The organism is Adlercreutzia aquisgranensis (assembly GCF_943193145.1).
GTDB lineage: Bacteria > Actinomycetota > Coriobacteriia > Coriobacteriales > Eggerthellaceae > Xiamenia > Xiamenia aquisgranensis.
Genome location: NZ_CALPDA010000008.1, coordinates 105,903 through 125,013, shown reverse-complemented (window position 1 = coordinate 125,013; position 19,111 = coordinate 105,903). Strand labels below are relative to the sequence as shown.

The following is a 19,111-nucleotide window of genomic DNA, read 5'->3' as shown; positions in this document are numbered from 1 at the left end:
GGATGAGGCTATGTTCGACATCGGGCTTATACGGGTGATCACCTTGGACGACCCCGAGGCGCTGAGCTGTCATGGGCGTCTGATCGAACGGGCCTACCCCGGGCTTTCCGTGGAGAGCGCCTGCATACCCGACCAGCCCGAGGGCATTCACAGCGAGGAGCTGGGGCAGATCGCGGTGCCCAAGATCGTGGAGCTGGCCCGCACCCGCTTCGTCGACAAGGACATGATCCTCATCAGCTGCGCCGACGACCCGGGCTTGGCCGAGGTACGCGCGGCCCTGCCGGGCAAGCCGGTGGCCGGAGCGGGGGAGTGCACCGTGGCGTTGGCGATGAAGGCCGGCAAGCGCGTGGGCGTTCTGGGTATCGTGGACTGGCCGCCGAAGGCCTATCGCGAGCAGCTGAGGGACAGCCTGGTGGGCAACTACCGGCCCGAGGGCGTGAGCTCGACGCTGGATTTGCAGACCGATGCGGGTCGTGCGGCATGCCTTCGCGCGGCCCGGCAGATGGCCGAAGACGGCTGCGACGTCATAGCGCTGGGCTGCACCGGCCTTGCCACCATCGGCATCGCCGGCGAGCTGCAGCGCGAGACGGGGCTGCCGGTGATCGATCCGGTGGTGGCCATGGGTGCCTTCGCCGCCTACGGGGCCGCTCATCGCTGAGGGGCTGGCAGGCGCCGAAACGAAGCGTTTCGTCCTTGGAAAACCGCACGAAACATTGCCCCTTTACCATGAAAACCGTGGTGAGAGAGCTTTCGGTAAGCGGGTCATGGTATCGTATGTGCCGAGATCGCACGGCGTGCGTCCGCGATTCGCCTTGGTTTCGGGGCTTTCCGCTGCGGACGGATAGCACGGCTCAATCGGCAAGGATAAGGAGCGCGAACGCATGGCACGAGTTTCCGATCTGTACGGTTCCATGGTATTCAACGAGCACACGATGCAGGAGCGCCTGCCTTCCGCAACGTACAAGAGCCTGCTGAAGACCATCAAGGAGGGGCAGCCCCTCGACCCAGACGTGGCCAACGTGGTCGCTCATGCCATGAAGGAATGGGCCATCGAGAAGGGCGCCACCCACTACACCCACTGGTTCCAGCCGCTATCGGGCATCACCTCGGAGAAGCACGACAGCTTCATCGAGCCGCTCTCCGACGGTCGGGCCATCATGGCGTTCTCGGGCAAGGAGCTCATCCAGGGCGAGCCCGATGCGTCGAGCTTCCCCTCGGGCGGCCTGCGCGCCACCTTCGAGGCCCGCGGCTACACCGCATGGGACCCCACCAGCTACGCCTTCATCAAAGACGAGGTGCTGTGCATCCCCACGGCCTTCTGTAGCTACACCGGCGAGGCCTTGGACAAGAAGACGCCGCTTCTGCGGTCGATGCACGCCATCGAGGAGCAGGCCAACCGCGTGCTGGCGCTGTTCGGAGAGGAGCCCCAGCGCGTGGTGACCACGGTGGGCGCCGAGCAGGAGTACTTCCTCATTTCCGAGAAGGACTTCGCCAGCCGGCTCGACCTGGTCATGACCGGGCGCACGCTCTTCGGCTACGCCCCCTGCAAGGGCCAGGAGCTGGAGGAGCACTACTTCGGAGCTATCAGGCCCACGGTGAACGAGTACATGAAGGAGCTCGACGACGAGCTGTGGAAGCTGGGCACGCCGGCCAAGACCAAGCACAACGAGGTGGCCCCGGCCCAGCACGAGCTTGCCCCCATCTTCGCCAACAGCAACGTGGCCATCGACCAGAACCTGCTGACCATGGAGAAGATGAAGCTTCTGGCCAGCCATTTCGGCCTGGTATGCCTGCAGCACGAGAAGCCTTTCGAAGGCATCAACGGCTCGGGCAAGCATAACAACTGGTCTATCAGCGCCGGCAAGACCAACTTGCTGGATCCGGGCAGCAACCCCATGGACAACCTGCGCTTCCTGGTGTTTCTGACCGGCGTCATCCAGGCGGTGGACGACTACCAGGAGCTGCTGCGCATGTCGGTGGCCAGTGCCGGCAACGACCACCGTCTGGGGGCCAACGAGGCGCCCCCGGCCATCGTGTCGATCTTCTTGGGCGACGAGCTGGGCGCGGTGGTGGACGCGCTCGTCGACGAGCACGACTACACCTCGGCCGAGCGCGTGGCCATGGACCTGGGCGTGGAGACGCTGCCCAACTTCCTGAAGGACAACACCGACCGCAACCGTACGAGCCCCTTCGCCTTCACTGGCAACAAGTTCGAGTTCCGCATGCCGGGCAGCTCCGTGAACCTGTCGGACTGCAACACCATCCTGAACACGGCCATGGCCAAGAGCCTGGCCGATTTCGCCGACGCCATGGAAGGCAAGTCGGGCGAGGAGTTCGAGGCCGCTGCGATCGCCTATATCCGCGACACCCTGAAGGCCCACGAGCGCATCGTGTTCAACGGGGACGGCTATTCCGACGAATGGGCCGAAGAGGCTGCCCGCCGCGGCCTTGCGAACCACCGCACCACGGCCGAGGCGCTGCCCTGCTTCGTGTCGCCGAAGGCCATCGAGCTGTTCGAGCGCTTCGGCGTGCTGTCCGAGACCGAGATCCGCAGCCGCTACGAGGTGAAGCTGGAGAAGTACACCAAGCTGCTCAACATCGAGGTGCGTACGATGAAGCGCATGGTGCGCCGTCAGTACCTGCCGGCTATCAACGCCTACGCATCGCAGATCGCTGCCGACATCAACGCCATCAAGGCGGCCTGTCCTGCAGCCAACGTGGAGGCGCAGCAGGCGCTGCTGCAGAAGCTGCTGGGCGGCGTGTCCGAGATCGACCGCGAGCTGCAGGTGCTCGACGATGCGCACCAGACGGCGAAGGCTTTGGAGGACGCCCAGGCCAAAGCCGACTTCTACGCCCATGAAATCGTTCCCGTCATGGAGCGCCTGCGCGCGGCGGTGGACGCCATCGAGGTGGTCGTAGGCAACGAGCACTGGCCGGTGCCCAGCTACAACGAGATGCTCTTCTACTGCTAAGGACGCCTGCGCGCTCGGGAGCGCTGCGGGTGCAATGCGAACCGTCCGGACGGTGGTTCCCGCTCTGCGGGGCGTTGTCCGGACGGTTTTCGTTTGCGCTCAGCGGCGTTTGGAAGCGCGGGCGTCGGCGCCGGCGGTCAGCTCGTCGGCGAAGGGCGAGCGTTCGGCGACGAGCCGTTCGACCCGCTGGGCGGGGCTGGCGTCGGGGGCGCTCTTCCGGCAGATGCGCGCAGCCAGGGCGCCTGCGACACCGCCGAGGACGGCGAAGGGGATCCAGGCGAACCCGATGCTGTAGAGCGGCAGCGCCTCCACGGCAGGGAGGAGTCCGGTGAGGCTTTCCGCGACCATGAGCGCGCTTGCCATGGTGGCGCCGGCTGCCGCGCCGCGGTAGGTCCAGATGGAGCGGATGCGGTTCACGAACAGGATGAGCACCACCGTGGTCATGAACGGGGGGATGACCAGGTCGAGAATGGGCTGGGCCAGCTCGATGATGGTGGAAAGCCCCAGGTTGCACAGCACGGCGTTCACCACGACGATCGCCACGAGCGCCGGCCGGTAGCCGATGCGCCCGCCGGTGATGCGCTCGAAGTAGGAGGCCGCCGCCCCGCTGAGGCCGATGGCGGTGGTCAGGCAGGCGAAGCCCACGATGACGCCCAGGATGGCCACGCCGGCCTGCCCCATAAGGCTGTGGGCGATGGAGACGAGCAGCTCCGCCTGGCTGACGGCGGGGTCGAACCCTGCCGACACCGTGGCCCCCAGATAGGTGAGGCCGCCGTAGATCGCGGTCAGCAGCACGGCCGCCACGATGCAGGCCAGGGCCGTGACCCTCATGCTGAGCGCGCCGGTTCCGTAGCCGAAGGTGCGCACGGTGTCCTGCATCACGATGGCGAACCCGACGATGCAGAGGATGTCCATGGCCTGGTAGCCCGCAGCGATGCCGTCGCCCAAGGGCGAGGAGCTTGCAGGTGCCGTCGGGATGCCCAGCGGGCTGACCAGCCCGACCACGATGAGTACCACGATGCAGACGACCAGCACGGGGGTGAGAAAGCGCCCCACGATGTCGACCAGGCGCGACTGGCGGTACGTGAGGGCCAGCACGACGGCGAAGAAGACGATGGAGACGGGCAGCAGCCCTACGCTGTCGCCGAAGAACGGCTGCACGGACATCTCGTAGGTGGTGGCGGCGGTGCGCGGTGCGGCGATGAGCACACCGGTGCACAGGATGGCCAGGGTGTTCAGCGCCAGCGCCGGCCCCTTGTCGAGCACGGCGTCCAGAGCCACGGAGCTGCCGCCGGCGCGGTTGAGGGCCCACAGCCCCACGCTGGTGATGACGACGTCTATGAGCACGAACCCCGCGAAGGCCTCGAACCACAGCTCTCCGCCTTCGGCGCCCAGGTAGGGCGGGAAGATGAGGTTGCCGGCTCCGAAGAACAGCGCGAAGAACGCAAGGCCGATGATGAGGATGTCTTTGACCCGAACGGACACGGCTCGCTCCTTTCGCTTGCGTCCGATTGTAAAGGACGCCGCGAAGGGCGGGGCCGTGCTTTTCCGACGGTAAGGCCTTTGTTGCCCGGAGGCTGCGAATCCGCAGGTTACGGGCGGCGCTTCTAGCGGGCGCTCTGCTCGAGGGGGAGCTTCACGGTGAACGTGGTGCCCTCGGCGGCGGAGCTTTCCGCAGCGATGGAGCCGCCGTGCTCCTCGACGATGGCCCGGGCGATGGCAAGCCCCAGCCCGTGGCCGCCCTCGCCGCCCGTGCGCGCTTTGTCGGCACGGTAGAAGCGGTCGAACAGGTGGGGGAGGTCCGCTTCGGCGATGAGCCCTTGGTTGCGGACGGCCAGCTGGGCGAACCGGCCCTTCGCGGACAGGGACACGGATACGGTAGAGGAGGGCTCGGCGTACTTGCAGGCGTTGTCCACCAGGGTGCTCACGAGCCGTGCGAGCCGGGCGCGGTCGCCTTTGACAAGGATGCCCTCCTCGACGCACTCGTCGATGCCCACTCCCCGGTCGAAGGCGATGGATTCGAACTGGAGCAGCTCTCCTTCCACCAAGGTGGACAGGTCGACGTCCTCCGCGAGCGCGCCGGCGCCGCCCTGCCCCGATGCGGCGCTCTCGTCCATCTTCGCCAGAAGCAGCAGGTCCTCTACGAGCCCCTGCATCTGAAGGGCCTCATGCTGGGTGCTCTGGACCCACTGGCGCTGGCTTTCCACGGACTGGTCCTGATGGTCCAGTAGGATGGAGTTGTTGGCCAGGATGACCGTGATGGGCGTGCGCAGGTCGTGGGAAGCGTCGGAGACGAACTGCCGCTGACGCTGCCAGGCCTCCTCAACCGGGCGCAGGGCCCAGCGGCTGAACAGGAGGCTCACGGCGAATACGGCGGCCAGCAGAAGCACGGTTGCCCCGGATAGCATGAGGGCGAGCTGGCGCCAGCCGCTTGCAGCTGACTCGTCGACGAAGGCCATAAGGGTCATATCGCCGGCGGTGCGTTTCTCGAAGTAGAGGCCGAGGGCGGACAGGTGCCCGAATCCGTCTGGCCTGTCGATGGTTTCCTCGATGGCATCGACGAGCGTTTCTTCGGAAAGGGAGGCGGTCATGCGGGTGGGAACCGCCTCGGCGATGCCGTTTTGCGACACGGCGTAGACGGCCACGGGGATGATGGGCCCGCGGTCGCGGCGTCCTCCGATTTCAGGGGGCATGGCGCGAGGCTCGGGGCTATCGAAGCCGTAATGGTCGCGCCCGAAGCCGTCCGTGTGATCGAGGGAGGTTTGCAGGGCGGCCTCAACGTCGGCGATATCCTGCTGGTAGTCGAGAAAGCACATGGCGCAGAACACGACGGCCAGGATCAGAGCCACCACGCCCATGATCAGCGATATCAGCTTGATGCGGAGCTTTTTAAGCATGGATGCCTTCGCTTTCGGCGTTCGCATCTGCCCCTTCGTCGTTGCCGGCTACTAGGCGGTAGCCGGCGCCGCGGATGGTCTGTATGGTGGAGCGGGAATCCAGAAAGCGCAGCTTCTTGCGCAGGAACGAGACGTAGGCCTCCACGTTGTTGTCCTCGATGGCGGCGTCGAACCCCCAGACCTTCGTGATGAGGGTGCTTTTCGACACCACGGCCCCAGCGTTGCTCATGAGCACCTGCGCCAGCTGGAATTCCTTCTGGCTGAGGTGGATGGACTTGTCCGCGCAGGACAGCTCGTAGGAGGATAGGCTCAAGGTGAGGTCGCCGGCTTGTAGCTGTTCGAAGACCACTTCGCCTTGGCGTCGGGTGAGGGCGCGCAGGTGGGCGAGCAGCTCCGCTGGGGCGAAGGGCTTGGTCATGTAGTCGTCGGCGCCGCTGTCGAAGCCGACGATCTTGTCGGGCACGCTGTCCCGCGCGGTGAGCATGAGCACCGGCGTATCGACGCCCGCTCGTCGCAGCTTCGAAACCACTGTGAACCCGTCGATGCCCGGCAGCATGACGTCCAGGATGATTACGTCGTAGATGCCGCTTTCCGCCCAGCTGAACCCGTCCTTGCCCGTGCGGGCCTCGTCGACGTCGTAGCCGGCTTCGCGCAGGATATGGGCGAGGGCCAAAGACAGGCGCTCGTCGTCTTCAACTACGAGGATGTGCATGCCCGCTCCTTCCTAAGCGACGGACTACGCCTATTGTAGTTGCAACGCTGAAAGAGGGCTGAAACAATCAGGATTTCCAGCTTTACGGAGAAGTGTCTCTGTGTTCGATTTCCTCGCTCCTCGCCCATGCACGCCTAGAATTCCCCCATCATATCGAGAAGTTCCTGTCGTGAGTGGATGCCGGCCTTTTCGTATATCCGTCGAAGATGCGTCTTCACGGTGTTGGGCGAAATGAAGAGTTTCTCGGCGATCGACACCGCCGTGCGTCCTCTCGCAAAGTCCTCGAGCACTTCAAGCTCGCGGGCTGAGAGGCCGATTTGGGCAGCAAGGCGCCTTGCCTGATAAGCGACGCGGTCTACATATACGACGCTGTTGTCTGGGACGGGCGCACCCTCGCAATGCGGGGAAGGCGGAGCTTCCTCGCTTTCGGGCGCCCTGCGTTCTCGGGGCTGCGGGCTTTGCGTCGTTTCGGCTGGCGAATCGGTCTTCAATGTGGTCAGATCGCGGTCCACCGCTTGACTTCGAGCTAGCCAGTACACTCCGATGGTCAGGAGTATTAGAACCCAAAACAATGAGAGGGATACCGCCGAAAGCGTCTCCGTGGAAAACAGGCTCTGGTCGGTAAATGCTGTAGCGATTCCGCGTCCTACCTGGGAAAAGGCGAGAAGAGAGCCGATAGATAGCGAAAGCGCCGGCATAGAGGCAGGGCGGAACCACGGGGCGTCTCTGCGCACGAATACCCAAACGGCCACAAAAAAGGAAATGTATCCGACGATGATTGCTAGCCGCGAGAAGGTGGGCTCTCCGGCTTCTGCGGGCTGTGACACGAGCCCCGCCGCAAACAAAGGTAGGGCGACAACAAGAATCGTATCAATGCGGAAGGGGCGACGCCATAGCGAACAGGCGACGGCTAGGGCTGCCGTCGCGGCAACGTTGGCAAGCTGCGTTATCTCGGCGGCGTTTGGCGTCGCCATCCATCCGTGGAGGTCGGTCATCATTCCGAATACGAGCGCCAGGGCGATCGACCCCGCTATCGGGATGCCGTAGCGGGATACCGCAAGGCGTATGCTCGAGTTCCTTTCGGGGCTGCAGGGCCGCAAGACTTGGGCTTCTGCTGCGCTTGCAAGCGCGTGGGTGAATGCGCTACAGAGGACGAAAAAGAAAAAGGAGAGATTAAGGCATCCTGTGCGCGTCAGTCCGTTGATGGCGAACCCGCTCGATTCGCACCATGCCAGCAAGCTTCCTAGCATCAATCCCAAGGGGATGCAGCAGTCGCGAATCGTGCTGCGCGATTGTAGCGAAAGGCTGATCCAGCCGTAAAACAGCACCCCGTTGAGGACTGCGTCGGCTATCGCGACTGCCACCGCGTTTTCTCCGTCGGCGAAAACCGCTGAAGCGAGGGCGGTTGAGCATGCGCAGGCAAGAGGGAGCCGGGCGCCGACCTCAAGCCACGTTCTGGCCCTCCAGCTGATTCCGAGCCCCGCAATGACGACTCCGGGGATGAGCAGGATGGCCATTCGAATCGCCCCGTCGCCGATGTGCCTGGCGGGTGATGCCGCGAACCCGGCGCTCCACAGCATCGCTATACCTGCGACAAAGAATGCGTTTGCGATCGCGGCCCCTCTGCCCGATGAGCCAAGGCTTCGTGCCATCTCTCTCCCTTCTCCGAGCAGAGTATACCCATGTTTGCCTGTCGTGCGTGCTTCGCGGGCGGCAATACTTCTTTTTGGGTGACATGGTTTGCCTGAAAAAAGGCGGTATTCACTCTTGGAGGATGACATCGGTTTTGCGCTCTGCCCCTAAGATGCGCTCAAGGCCATCCCGGCAACACGATAGGAAAGGTGGATTCATGAAATACGCGGACACTCTATCTCGTAGGGGCTTCTTGGTTGGGGGAGCCTTGACTGGATGCGCGGCAGTTGGCATGGGTTTGGCGGCTTGCAGTCCTCGTTCGGAGGACAGTCGAGTGAAGGCAGTGGCCTCTGGTTCGGATCGGGATTCGGCTAATTCCGTCGAACCGTCGTTTTTGACGCCGCCTGAGCCTATCGCGGATGACGATATCGGGGAAATCAAAGATGCCGATGTTGTCATCGTCGGCTGCGGCATTTCGGGCATGGCAGCCGCTCGTGCTGCCGCCGACGAGGGCGCGAAGGTTATCGTGGTCGAGAAATCCCCTCGCTTTAACTGCCGTGGGTCTATGGGGTCTCAGATTGGAGCGGTGAACAGCGTCTATCAGCAGCAAGCCGGCTACCCGCGGTTCGATGGCAACGAATTGGTGAACCGGTACATGCAAGATACCCTGCAAATGTCCAAGCAGAGCTTTCTCAAATACTGGGTCGATCATTCGGGGGAGGACCTCGAGTGGTTTCTTGAGCTGTGCAACGTGGAGATTCTCGAACCGGGCGAGATGGTTCCCGAGGAGGGAATCAACGGCAACGTCTATATCATGACGAAGGCGACGGCGCTTCCGTCTGGGCGCTATCCGGCATGGCCTACTGCCATGAGCATCAACTTCGATCCAAGCTTTCCCGAAGACGCGGGTTTCTTCTATCCGATGCAAAGCTTCCAAAGCGATGTCGAGTCCAAGGGCGGAGAGTTTCTTTATGCTACATGGGGGCGGCAGCTGGTGCAAGAGGATGGCCGCGTTGTGGGGTTGATTGCCCAAACGGCTGATGGCAACTATATTCGAGTGAACGCTCGTAAAGCGGTGGTTCTTGCCTGCGGGGATTTCGGGAACAACGAAGAGATGGTGGCATATTATGCGCCGCAGGCGTCGAACCTGACCTGCACCTATAACTGCATGGACGCCAATGGCGACATTTGCAATGTGGGCGAGGGTCACCAGATGGCCCTTTGGGCTGGCGCAGCTATGGAAAAAGCCCCTTACGCTCCAATGAGCCATCTCACCGATGTTGCCGACATACTGCTCGTGGACCGTTCCGGCAAACGGTTCGTTAACGAGGAGCTGGGAGCCCAATCCTTGAGCAACGTCATTATGCGATGCCCGGGTGAGGTGGCATACTGCATTACCGGAGACGCAGTGGGGCCCAAGGTGCTTCAGCCAGGGCCCGATGCGAAGAAGCCTGACCCAATCGCTACCGTCGAAGAGGCCGCGGCGGTTGTGGGGTGCGAAGCCGCTACGCTCCAGGACACTATCGACCGGTACAACGAGCTTGCAGCAGCGGGCGAGGATCGCGACTTCGGCAAAGATCCTTCGAAGTTGACGGCTATAGAGCCGCCGTACTATGTGTACGAGGGCCATCCGGGCAGCATGCTCGTGATCATGGGTGGCATCGACTGCGATGATTCATGCCGAGCGCTCGACAAAAACGGAAGTGCTGTTTCCGGGCTGTACGTATGCGGAAACACCCAGGGGTGTCGCTTTGGGGCCGAGTATCCCATGACCGCACCAGGTATAAGCCATGGTATTGCTTTGAGCCTCGGTCGATTGGCCGGGGTGAACGCGGCAACTCTGGGATAAGGGACTGTCGTTCGGTTTGGCTGCCGAAGAGCGTTGCCGAAACCGTCGAATGCGAGCGGGCTGGAGCAAGCTTCCGGCCCGCTTTTTGCTTTTCCGGCTGACCGATGGAGCCGCCTTCTTTCGTGCGAGCGGGTTGAGCGGCGGCCGACCTTTCGCTCGGACCGACTACGCACCCTTGCTTTCAGGGGGATTTCAGGATGGGCCTGTACCATGCGCCGCAGCGCAGGGGCGGCTGTCAGGCTGCGTCCTCGCAAGGGGCGGTTGCCCCGACGGCTCCATCCATCGGAAGCGAAAGCGGTTTTAGGCTTATGGCTAGCTACAACGACGTCTTCGAGCGCAAGGAAGTGAAGTACCGGCTGAGCGCCGAGCGGGCACGGCGGCTGCAGGATGCCCTGGCAGCCCGCATGGCGCCCGATGAGTTCGGCACTACTCAGGTGACGAGCCTGTACTACGACACCCCCGAGCGAGCCCTCATCGAGCGGTCGCTGGACAAGCCCGTCTACAAGGAGAAGCTGCGGGTGCGTTGGTATGGCGATGCCGCCTGCGGCTTGGACACCCCGGCGTTCGTCGAGCTCAAGAAGAAATTCAAGGGCATCGTGTACAAGCGGCGCGTGGGCTGCTCCCTGGGGTGCGCCCGGGCGTTCCTGGACGGCGGCGCCTTCGACTTCGGCGCCTCTGTAGCCGGAGACGAGGAAGGGTGCGACCTGACTTGGCGAAATCGGCAGGTCATCCGCGAGATCGAGAGCTTCCGCGCCCGGACGGGCGCTCTGGTGCCCTCCATGCTCATCAGCTGCAGCCGCACCGCTTGGGCCCCGCTGCCCGAGGCACCCGAGGCCGAGGGCGTGCGCATCACCTTCGACGTGGACATCTGCTACCGCGACCTGGTGACGGGCTGCGACGGCTTCGCGCTGCCACGGGACCAGGTTATCGCCGAGGTGAAGGTGCCCGGGCCCTTCCCTCTGTGGCTGGCCAAGCTGCTCTCGGGCCTGGGCTGCGTGCCTTCGTCGTTCTCCAAGTACGGCAGCGCCTACACCTTGGAGCAGGAGCGACTGGAACAGGAGCGCAGACGGCTGTGCGCCTAAGGGTGCCGTAGCCGCGTCGAACAGCCGGGCCGGGTCAGTACCTAGCCCACAGACCGATCGATCAACTGAAAGGACCTCCCATGCAAGACCTCGGATTCGCCTCCGTCTACGGCGCCGCCGAATCGATGATCGGCAACGTGACCACGGTGGAATTCCTGCTGTGCAGCGTCGCCTCCATCGTGCTGGGGTTGGCGGTGGCCTGCGTGTACATGTTCCGTCATGCCTACTCGAAGAACTTCGTGGTGACGCTGGCGCTGCTGCCGCTGATCGTGCAGATGGTCATCACGCTGGTCAACGGCAATCTAGGCGCCGGCATTGCCGTCATGGGCGTGTTCAACCTGGTGCGTTTCCGCTCCATCCCCGGCTCGGCCAAGGACATCGGCAGCGTGTTTCTGGCCATGGCCATCGGCCTTGCCACGGGTATGGGCTTCCTTACGCTGGCGGTTATTTTCACGGTCATCGTGGCCATCGTGAACGTGGCCTACGTGCTGTCGCCCTTCGGCAAGCCCCGCCAGCCCCAGAAGTCGCTCAAGATCACCATCCCTGAGGATCTGGACTTCGACGGCGTGTTCGACGAGACGCTGGCGAGCTACACCTCCTCCGCTGAGCTCGTGGAGGTGCGCACCACCAACATGGGGAGCCTCTTCCAGCTTGAGTACCTGGTGCGCATGAGGCAGCCGGGCATGGAGAAGGCCCTGATAGACGACGTGCGGTGCCTCAACGGCAACTGCAAGGTATCCCTCGGCCGCGCGGTGACCCGCGAAACGCTGTAGTGCAGCGGCGGCCTTTGCTTCGAATGAAAGGATTTCGATGAGGAACATGAACATACAGGGACGGCGGACGTTTCTGAACGGCGCCCTGGCCCTGGCCGTGGCGGCTTCTCTGGGAGCCGGCGCCCTGACGCTGGGCGGATGCGGCAACGGCGAGGGGCAGGCCGATGGACCGGCCCAGCAGGCCCAGCAGGACGGAGCCGCTGCGACCGAGGGCGGCGCGCAGGGCTCGAACGGTGACAGCGCCTCGCAAGGCGACTCGTCGGCGCAGACGTTCGCCGAGGTGGCGGCCACCTTCGATGCAAGCGCGCTGGACTTGGAGTACTCCAAGCGCGATACGAACGCCAGCTACGACGCAGCTTCCGCCACCAAGGTGGTGCTGGCCGACGGCGGGTGCAGCGTGGAGGGCGCAGGCGCTGCGGCCGACGGCATCGTGGTCACCATCTTGGAAGAGGGCACCTACGTGCTGAGCGGCAGCCTGAGCGACGGGCATGTGGTGGTGGACGCCCCCGACACTGCGAAGGTGCAGGTGGTTTTCGACGGCGTGGACGTCACGTGCTCCAACGGGCCGGCCTTCTACGTGAAGAGCGCCGACAAGTGCTTCGTCACCTTGGCCGACGGCTCCGAAAACGCGCTGGCCGACGGCGCGACCTACGCAGCCGACGCCGAGGACGAGCCCTACGGAGCCCTGTTCAGCAAGGACGACCTCACCATCAACGGCGCGGGGTCGCTGACGGTGGAGGGTGCCTACGAGAACGGCATCGTCTCCAAGGACGACCTGGTCATCACCGGCGGCACCATCAACGTCAACGCGGCGAACGATGGCCTGCGCGGCAAGGACTGTGTGAAGATCGCCGACGGCACCATTACCGTGACGGCCGGCGGCGACGGCATCAAGTCGAACAACGATTCCGACGCCACCCGCGGCTTCGTGAGCATCGACGGCGGCACCATTGCGGTGAACGCGGGCGACAAGGGTATCAAGGCGGAGTTCTACGCCCGCATAGCCGGCGGCAAGCTGGACATCGTTTCGGCTGACGACGCAGTTCATTCTAGCCTAGAAGTGCTGGTAGCGGGCGGCGAGATGACCATCAACGCCGGCGACGACGGCATCCACGGGGAGACGCGGCTTGTGGTGGACGACGGTGTCATCGACATCCAGTCCTGCGTCGAGGGCCTGGAGGCCCAGGAAGTCATCGTGAACGGCGGCGACATCGCCGTGGAGGCAAGCGATGACGCGCTCAATGCGGCTGTGGCCGACTTGACCAGCGGTGATGAGACGGCTGCTGCGGCGGGAACTGCCCAGACGCCCGGCGAGCCCAGCCAGATGGGCGAGGGCGCGGGCGGTCCGGAAGGCTTCGACGGCAGCCAGATGCCCGAGGGAGCCAACGGGGCCGAAGGGTGGCAGATGCCCGAGGGCATGGACGATTTCGATCCGTCCCAGCTGCCTGAAGACCGCGGCGGCCGAGGCCAGATGCCCGCCGGCGAAACGCTGGGCGATTGGTCGGACGAGGGCCAGGCGCGCGACTTCGGCGGCAAGGGCGGTATGGGAGGCATGGGTGGCGGCATGGCCCAGAGCAGCTCCGATTGCCTGATCCAGATCAACGGAGGAACCATAGCGTTCAACGCCGGAAGCGACGGCCTGGACAGCAACGGCAACGTGGAGATCAACGGCGGCCTGGTGCTGGGCAGCGGCCCGAGCGGCGGCATGGACGGGTCGCTCGACTACGACCTGTCGACCGTGATCAACGGCGGCACCTTCATACTTTTGGGGTCGGTGGGCAACACCGCGGGACTTGACCAGTCCACCCAGCCCTTCGTGTCGGCCCAGGTATCCGGCAACGCCGGCGACACCGTGGCCTTGGCCGACGCCGACGGTACGGCGATTGCCTCCATGAGCGCTGGCCAACGCTTCACGGGCGTGCTGGCCTCCTGCGACGGCATGGTGTCGGGGCAGGGCTACCAGGTGGTGGTGGGCGGCGCTGCAACCGCGGTGACTGCCGGAACCGACGCCTCCGCTGCCGGCATGGGAGCCATGGGCGGCATGGGCGGCAAGGGTGGCGGAATGGGGCGCTTCTAGCCCGCACCCCAAGGCATCCAAGGCAAACGAAAGCGGCGGCCCGCATTACACGGAGCCGCCGCTTGCTGTTCGACCCAACGAGCGGCCGCGCTCTCCTGAGGGGGCGGCAGAGAGACGACGCGCTCGCCGGAAGCGGAACCGTTTAGCGCAGGTAGTACACCGAAGGGGCCGTGCCCTCGGATTCCTGCAAGCGGAAGGCGCGCGATCCAGCGTGCTCTTCGGGGTGAAGCGGCGTCCCTTCGCCAGGGAGTGCCTTTCGTCGGCGGCTTTCTGGCGTACAATGCGCAAACACGCATTTATCGCTTGTCGAGAAGGGAAGGCCATGGCCGGAATCACCGCAGTCGACTACATTTGGAAGAACGGGACGCTCGTGCCCTGGGCGGAGGCGACCACCCACGTGCTGTCTCACTCGCTTCACTACGGGTCGGGTGTTTTCGAGGGAATACGCTGCTACTGCAACCAGGAGACGGGGGAGAGCTGCGTCTTCCGCCTGCGCGACCATATGGAGCGCCTGCACCGTAGCTGCAAGATCGCCGGCATCGAGCTCACCTATTCGGTCGACGAGCTGTGCGAGGCCACGGTGGAGCTCATCAAGGCGAACAATCTGCCCGCCTGCTACATCCGCCCGCTCGTGTACCGCGGCTACGGCGTGATGGGGGTCGACCCCACAGGTTCGGACGTGGACGTGGTCATCGCCTGCTGGCCGTGGGATGCCTACCTGGGCCCCGACGCGCTGGAAAACGGCGTGGCGGTGGGCGTGTCCAGCTGGCGGCAGCGCTCCAACAACGCCATCCCTCCCTCGATGAAGTCCACAGCCTCGTACATGAACTCCATCCTGGCCAAGATGGAGGCCAAGGAGCACGGATACGCTGAGGCCATCATGCTCAACGAGGCGGGGCTTGTGTGCGAGGGCACCGGCGAGAACCTGTTCGTGGTGCGCGAGGGCATCCTGTCCACGCCGCCGCTGTCCGACGGCCTGTTGGAAGGCATCACGCGCGACACGGTGCTCAACCTTGCCGACGACTTGGAGATTCCCGCGTTGGAGGAGAGCCTTACCCGCAGCGACCTCTACATCGCCGACGAGGTGTTCATGACCGGTTCGGCCGCCGAGCTCACGCCCATCGGCAGCGTGGACGGGCGCGTGGTGGGCAAGCCGGGACCTGTCACCCGCGCGCTGCAGGAGCGCTTCTTCGACCTGGTGCAGGGCAAGATCCCCGAGTATTCCGATTGGCTGTATCCCGTCGAGTAAGGTTGAAACCATGCATGTGACCACCTACGACTGCACGCTTCGCGACGGCGAGCAGTGCGAGGGAATCACCCTTTCCCTAGAGGACAAGCTGCGCATCGTCGAGCGGTTGGACGCTTTCGGCATCGACATCGTGGAAGGGGGCTTTCCCGCTTCGAACCCGAAGGACATCGCTTTCTTCGAGCGCGTGCGCACCCTGCCTCTTCGCCATGCGTGCATTGCCGCCTTCGGTTCCACCTGCAAGAAGGGCGTTGCGGCCCGGGAAGACCAGGGGCTGGCCGATTTGCTGGGCAGCGGCGCTCCGGTGGTCACCATAGTTGGCAAGACGTGGGACGCCCAGGTGACCCGCGCGCTGCAGACCTCGCTGGAAGAGAACCTGCGCATGATCGCGGATTCGGTGGCCTACCTGAAGGAGCAGGGCCGCTATGTAGTGTTCGACGCCGAGCATTTCTTCGACGGCTACAAGGCGAACCCCGCCTATGCTCTTGCCTGCGTGCGCGCTGCAGCGGATGCGGGCGCCGACTCGGTGGATCTGTGCGAGACCAACGGGGGCGTTTTGCCTTTCGAGGTGGAGGAGATCGTAGCTGCCGCGGCTGCGGAGCTGCCGAGCGCCCAGCTGGGCATCCACTGCCACAACGACTCCGGCTGCGCCGTGGCCAACACCCTGGCGGCGGTGCGCGCGGGGGTGCGGCAGGTGCAGGGTACCGTCAACGGTATCGGCGAGCGCGTGGGCAACACCGATCTGCTCACGGTTATCGCCGATTTGGAGCTGAAGATGGGCGCCCATTGCGTGGGTGGCGATGCGCTTCGCGAGCTCACCGGCGTGTCCCAGTTCGTGGCCGAGTGCTGCAACGTATCGGTCTCGGCCCATCATCCCTACACCGGCTCGTCGGCCTTTGCCCATAAGGGCGGGCTGCATGCGAGCGCCATCGCCCGGTTCCCCGAGGCCTACGAGCACGCCCGGCCGGAGTCGGTGGGCAACACCGCCCGCATGCTGGTGAGCGAGCTGGCGGGCAAGGCGTCGCTTACGGCCAAGGCGGCCACGCTGGGTGTCGACCTGGCCGCGCATCCGGGCAAGGACCAGGAGATCTTGGACGACATCAAGGCCCGCGAGGCCCGCGGCTACAGCTACGAGACTGCCGACGGCTCGCTGGGGCTGCTGCTTCAGCGGCATCTGGGGCTGCACCGGCCGCACTTCACGCTTGAGAGCTTCCGCGTCATCGTCGACGACCGGGAGGACTCCGGCGCCCTTGCCAAGGACGCCCAGTCCGAGGCCACCATCAAGGTGCACGTGGGCAGCCACAGGCTGGTGGCGACGGGGGAGGGCGTGGGCCCGGTGGGCGCTCTGGACAGCGCGCTGCGCCTGGCCATCACGCCGTTCTACCCGACGCTATCCACCATGGAGCTGGTGGACTACAAGGTGCGCATCCTGGACGAGAACATCGGCACCGACGCCATCACCCGGGTGGTCATCACCACTTCCGACGACGAGGGTACCTGGGGCACCGTAGGCGTTTCCGAGAACATCATCGAGGCTTCTTGGAACGCGCTGGTCGATTCGATAGAATACGGGCTTGTGCGCGCCGGGGTCGTTCCCCTGTAGCGCGCCTCGGCGGACGAGCGGTTCGGCACTGCGGCGAGAAGGGAGCTCCATGGCGTTTGAGCCTGCACGGGATGCGGAAGACCTGGTCGCCGTTCTGGCCGCTCTCGACAGCCCCCAGGCGGTGGGGGCGCTGCTGGAAGACCTGTTCACCGTGCGGGAGGTCCGCGAGATCTCCCAGCGGCTTTCCGTCGCGCGCCTGCTTGACGAAGGCAAGTCCTACGCCGCCATCGAGTCCGAGACCGGGGCGTCGGCCACCACTATCGCACGGGTCTCCAAGTGCCTGGGCTACGGGGCCGGCGGCTACGCTGCGGCGCTGGAGGTGCTGCGCGCGGACGGCGAGCGGGTCTGACGCCCGGTTCGGCCCCTCTGCGTCTCCGTCCCTTCCGCCGCTTTTCGCCCCTTTCGTTTCCTGCGCCCTTCGCCCTCGCTCCACGACGCTTCCTGCCTCCTTCGCCCTCTGCGCCTTTCGCCCCCGCCCCTCGATGCTCCCCGCCCTTCGTTGCCCCCGCCCTCCCTTCTGCTGCCGCGGTTTTCGTTTGCCGAACCTGACCTTGGTTGTTGGGGAAAAAGGTGGACGTCCTGTGGCGGCGATGTGTTCGTTTCGTCGCGAACAGCTTTTCATCCTCTCAACATGTTGATGCATTTCGTTAACGAACCCCATAACTTGTGGGCTTGCTCTGGCGGATTGCCGTATAACGAAGAGGCATTCTGTGCAAATCGCCGCATACCATGCTATAGTGCAAGCTCGCGGCATTGACGCACAACCGTTACCAAACGGCCACGTCAGATGCCAAAAACTTGATAAAACGAATCGCAATTGAGATGGTATTGACGCACACAAACCGGAGGAAACGCGCCATGGCTCGTACCATTCAAACCATAGAATCCCTGCCCCTCGACCGCCGATCGTTCGTTGCGGCCTCTGCCTTGCTGGGCGCCTCGGTCATCCTCAACCCCGCCCAGGCATGGGCCGACGAGGAAGACGAGGAGACCGAGGAGGAGCGCCGAGAGCGCGAAGAGAAGGAAGCGCAGGAGAAGGCCGAGAAAGAGGCCAAGGAAGCCGAAGAGAAGGCTGCCCGCGAAGCTCAGGAGAAGGCCGAGGAGAAGATTGCCGAGGCCGAGAAGCTGGCCGAGCAGATAGTGGAGGCGGAGGACGCGCTCGCGAAATCCGAGGAAGCCTACCACAAGGCGCTCGACGACCACGAGCAGGCCCTGGCCGACCACGAGCAGGCCCTGGCCGCTGTGGAGGAGGCCAAGGAGGCGCTTGCGGAAGCCAACGCCCGCATAGAGGCCGGGCAGAAGATCCTGGCCGAGCGCGCCCGCAAGATGTATCGCGACGGGCAGGCGACCTCGTTCGACCTGATTCTGGGCGCCACCACCTTCGAGGAGTTCGCTCGCAACTGGAGTCTTCTGGCCATGCTCAACGACAGCGATGCCGACCTGGTGCGCACGACGAAGCTGGAGCGCGCCAAGGCCGAAGAGCTCAAGGCCGAGCTGGAAGAGCAGGAGGCCCGGGCCGACGAGTCCATAGACGAGGCCGAGCGGGTGACCGAGGAGGCCGAGAAGCTCAAGGACGAAGCGGAGCAGACGCTGCTTGACCTGCAAGAGCTCTTGGAGCAGGTGGACGCCGAGGTGGACGCTCTGCTAGAGAAAGCCCACATGGAGCGCGCGACCGTGGCCTTCGAAGGGTCGAAGCGCATCTACACCTACACGTCCGAGATCACCCGCGACGTGCCCTCCCACGAGGAGGTGTGCGAGTACGCGCTCTCCAAGAAGGGGTGCCCCTACGTGTGGGGCGCCGAGGGCCCCGACTCCTTCGACTGCTCGGGGCTGGTTCGCTGGGCTTACCTGCAGATAGGCATGTCGCTGCCCCATCAGACCGAGGCGCTCTACCACAGGGCCGATGCGCGCCTTCCCGTTTCCGAAGCGCGCCCGGGCGACGTGCTGTGGCGCGGCGACGGGGACGGCTTCAACGGGCATGTGGGGATCGCGCTTAACGAAGGTGGCACCCATTACGTGCATGCGCCCAACTTCAACACCGTTGTGCGCGACACCGACGACTTGAGCTATTCCGGCTTTACCCACTGCCTGCGCTTCGTGTAGCGGATTGCCGGCGGCTTGGGCTCCATCGCGCAACCGGCAACTCGATCAGTTTCAACGACCTGGGGTTTTTCCGTTTCCCCAGGTCGTTTCGTTGTTTTGCATAATGCACGAGTTGTCGGTTGTGCGATGCATATCTGGCAACTCGTGCAGTCCGGAGACGCGGTG

The 19,111-nt window shown here is 64.4% G+C and carries 14 protein-coding genes; 10 read left to right on the top strand and 4 right to left on the bottom strand.

Going from position 1 to position 19,111, the window contains the following annotated elements; all coding sequences use genetic code 11:
* The first annotated feature begins 10 nt into the window (after positions 1 to 10).
* Both NFR41_RS06340 and NFR41_RS06335 read left to right on the top strand, forming a co-directional pair.
* The gene (locus NFR41_RS06340) at positions 11 to 658 is read left to right on the top strand and encodes an aspartate/glutamate racemase family protein (RefSeq protein ID WP_251231165.1); all 648 of its coding nucleotides are present in this window, start codon (positions 11 to 13) and stop codon (positions 656 to 658) included.
* Between the two features lie 223 nt (positions 659 to 881).
* Complete coding sequence (locus tag NFR41_RS06335) at positions 882 to 2,972, top strand: glutamine synthetase III family protein (RefSeq protein WP_160214165.1); 2,091 nt, start codon at positions 882 to 884, stop codon at positions 2,970 to 2,972.
* A 99-nt stretch (positions 2,973 to 3,071) separates the two neighbouring features.
* On the opposite strand, the gene NFR41_RS06330 is transcribed toward NFR41_RS06335, so the two are convergent.
* The 4 genes from NFR41_RS06330 to NFR41_RS06315 form a co-directional block, all read right to left on the bottom strand.
* A complete protein-coding gene (locus tag NFR41_RS06330; RefSeq protein ID WP_251231164.1) occupies positions 3,072 to 4,457 on the bottom strand; it encodes a branched-chain amino acid transport system II carrier protein in 1,386 nt (461 codons plus the stop codon).
* A 122-nt stretch (positions 4,458 to 4,579) separates the two neighbouring features.
* Positions 4,580 to 5,869 carry a HAMP domain-containing histidine kinase gene (locus NFR41_RS06325; protein WP_251231163.1) on the bottom strand — a complete coding sequence of 430 codons (1,290 nt, stop codon included), beginning with the start codon at positions 5,867 to 5,869 and terminating at the stop codon, positions 4,580 to 4,582.
* A complete protein-coding gene (locus tag NFR41_RS06320; RefSeq protein ID WP_251231162.1) occupies positions 5,862 to 6,581 on the bottom strand; it encodes a response regulator transcription factor in 720 nt (239 codons plus the stop codon). Before NFR41_RS06320 ends, NFR41_RS06325 begins: the two co-directional genes overlap by 8 nt.
* Before the next feature lie 134 nt (positions 6,582 to 6,715).
* Complete coding sequence (locus tag NFR41_RS06315; RefSeq protein ID WP_251231161.1) at positions 6,716 to 8,233, bottom strand: LuxR C-terminal-related transcriptional regulator; 1,518 nt, start codon at positions 8,231 to 8,233, stop codon at positions 6,716 to 6,718.
* A gap of 314 nt (positions 8,234 to 8,547) precedes the next feature.
* Here NFR41_RS06315 and NFR41_RS06310 point away from each other — a divergent pair, with 314 nt between their 5' ends.
* From NFR41_RS06310 to NFR41_RS06275, 8 genes are all read left to right on the top strand, one after another.
* Positions 8,548 to 10,062, top strand: a complete 1,515-nt coding sequence (locus NFR41_RS06310; protein WP_251231160.1) for an FAD-dependent oxidoreductase — start codon at positions 8,548 to 8,550, stop codon at positions 10,060 to 10,062.
* Positions 10,063 to 10,370: 308 nt separating this feature from the next.
* A complete protein-coding gene (locus NFR41_RS06305; RefSeq protein ID WP_251231159.1) occupies positions 10,371 to 11,144 on the top strand; it encodes a polyphosphate polymerase domain-containing protein in 774 nt (257 codons plus the stop codon).
* An 80-nt stretch (positions 11,145 to 11,224) separates the two neighbouring features.
* On the top strand, positions 11,225 to 11,917 hold the full coding sequence (locus tag NFR41_RS06300; protein WP_251231158.1) for a DUF4956 domain-containing protein: 693 nt from the start codon (positions 11,225 to 11,227) through the stop codon (positions 11,915 to 11,917).
* A 37-nt stretch (positions 11,918 to 11,954) separates the two neighbouring features.
* The gene (locus NFR41_RS06295; protein WP_251231157.1) at positions 11,955 to 13,994 is read left to right on the top strand and encodes a carbohydrate-binding domain-containing protein; all 2,040 of its coding nucleotides are present in this window, start codon (positions 11,955 to 11,957) and stop codon (positions 13,992 to 13,994) included.
* Positions 13,995 to 14,316: 322 nt separating this feature from the next.
* Positions 14,317 to 15,243, top strand: coding sequence for a branched-chain amino acid transaminase (locus NFR41_RS06290; protein WP_251231156.1), 927 nt, complete (start codon positions 14,317 to 14,319; stop codon positions 15,241 to 15,243).
* A gap of 10 nt (positions 15,244 to 15,253) precedes the next feature.
* The gene (gene cimA, locus NFR41_RS06285) at positions 15,254 to 16,843 is read left to right on the top strand and encodes a citramalate synthase (RefSeq protein ID WP_251231155.1); all 1,590 of its coding nucleotides are present in this window, start codon (positions 15,254 to 15,256) and stop codon (positions 16,841 to 16,843) included.
* Between the two features lie 49 nt (positions 16,844 to 16,892).
* The gene (locus NFR41_RS06280) at positions 16,893 to 17,192 is read left to right on the top strand and encodes a YerC/YecD family TrpR-related protein (protein ID WP_251231154.1); all 300 of its coding nucleotides are present in this window, start codon (positions 16,893 to 16,895) and stop codon (positions 17,190 to 17,192) included.
* Between the two features lie 509 nt (positions 17,193 to 17,701).
* Positions 17,702 to 18,946: a C40 family peptidase gene (locus NFR41_RS06275; RefSeq protein ID WP_160214177.1), complete on the top strand. Its 1,245-nt coding sequence runs from the start codon at positions 17,702 to 17,704 to the stop codon at positions 18,944 to 18,946.
* Positions 18,947 to 19,111 lie beyond the last annotated feature (165 nt).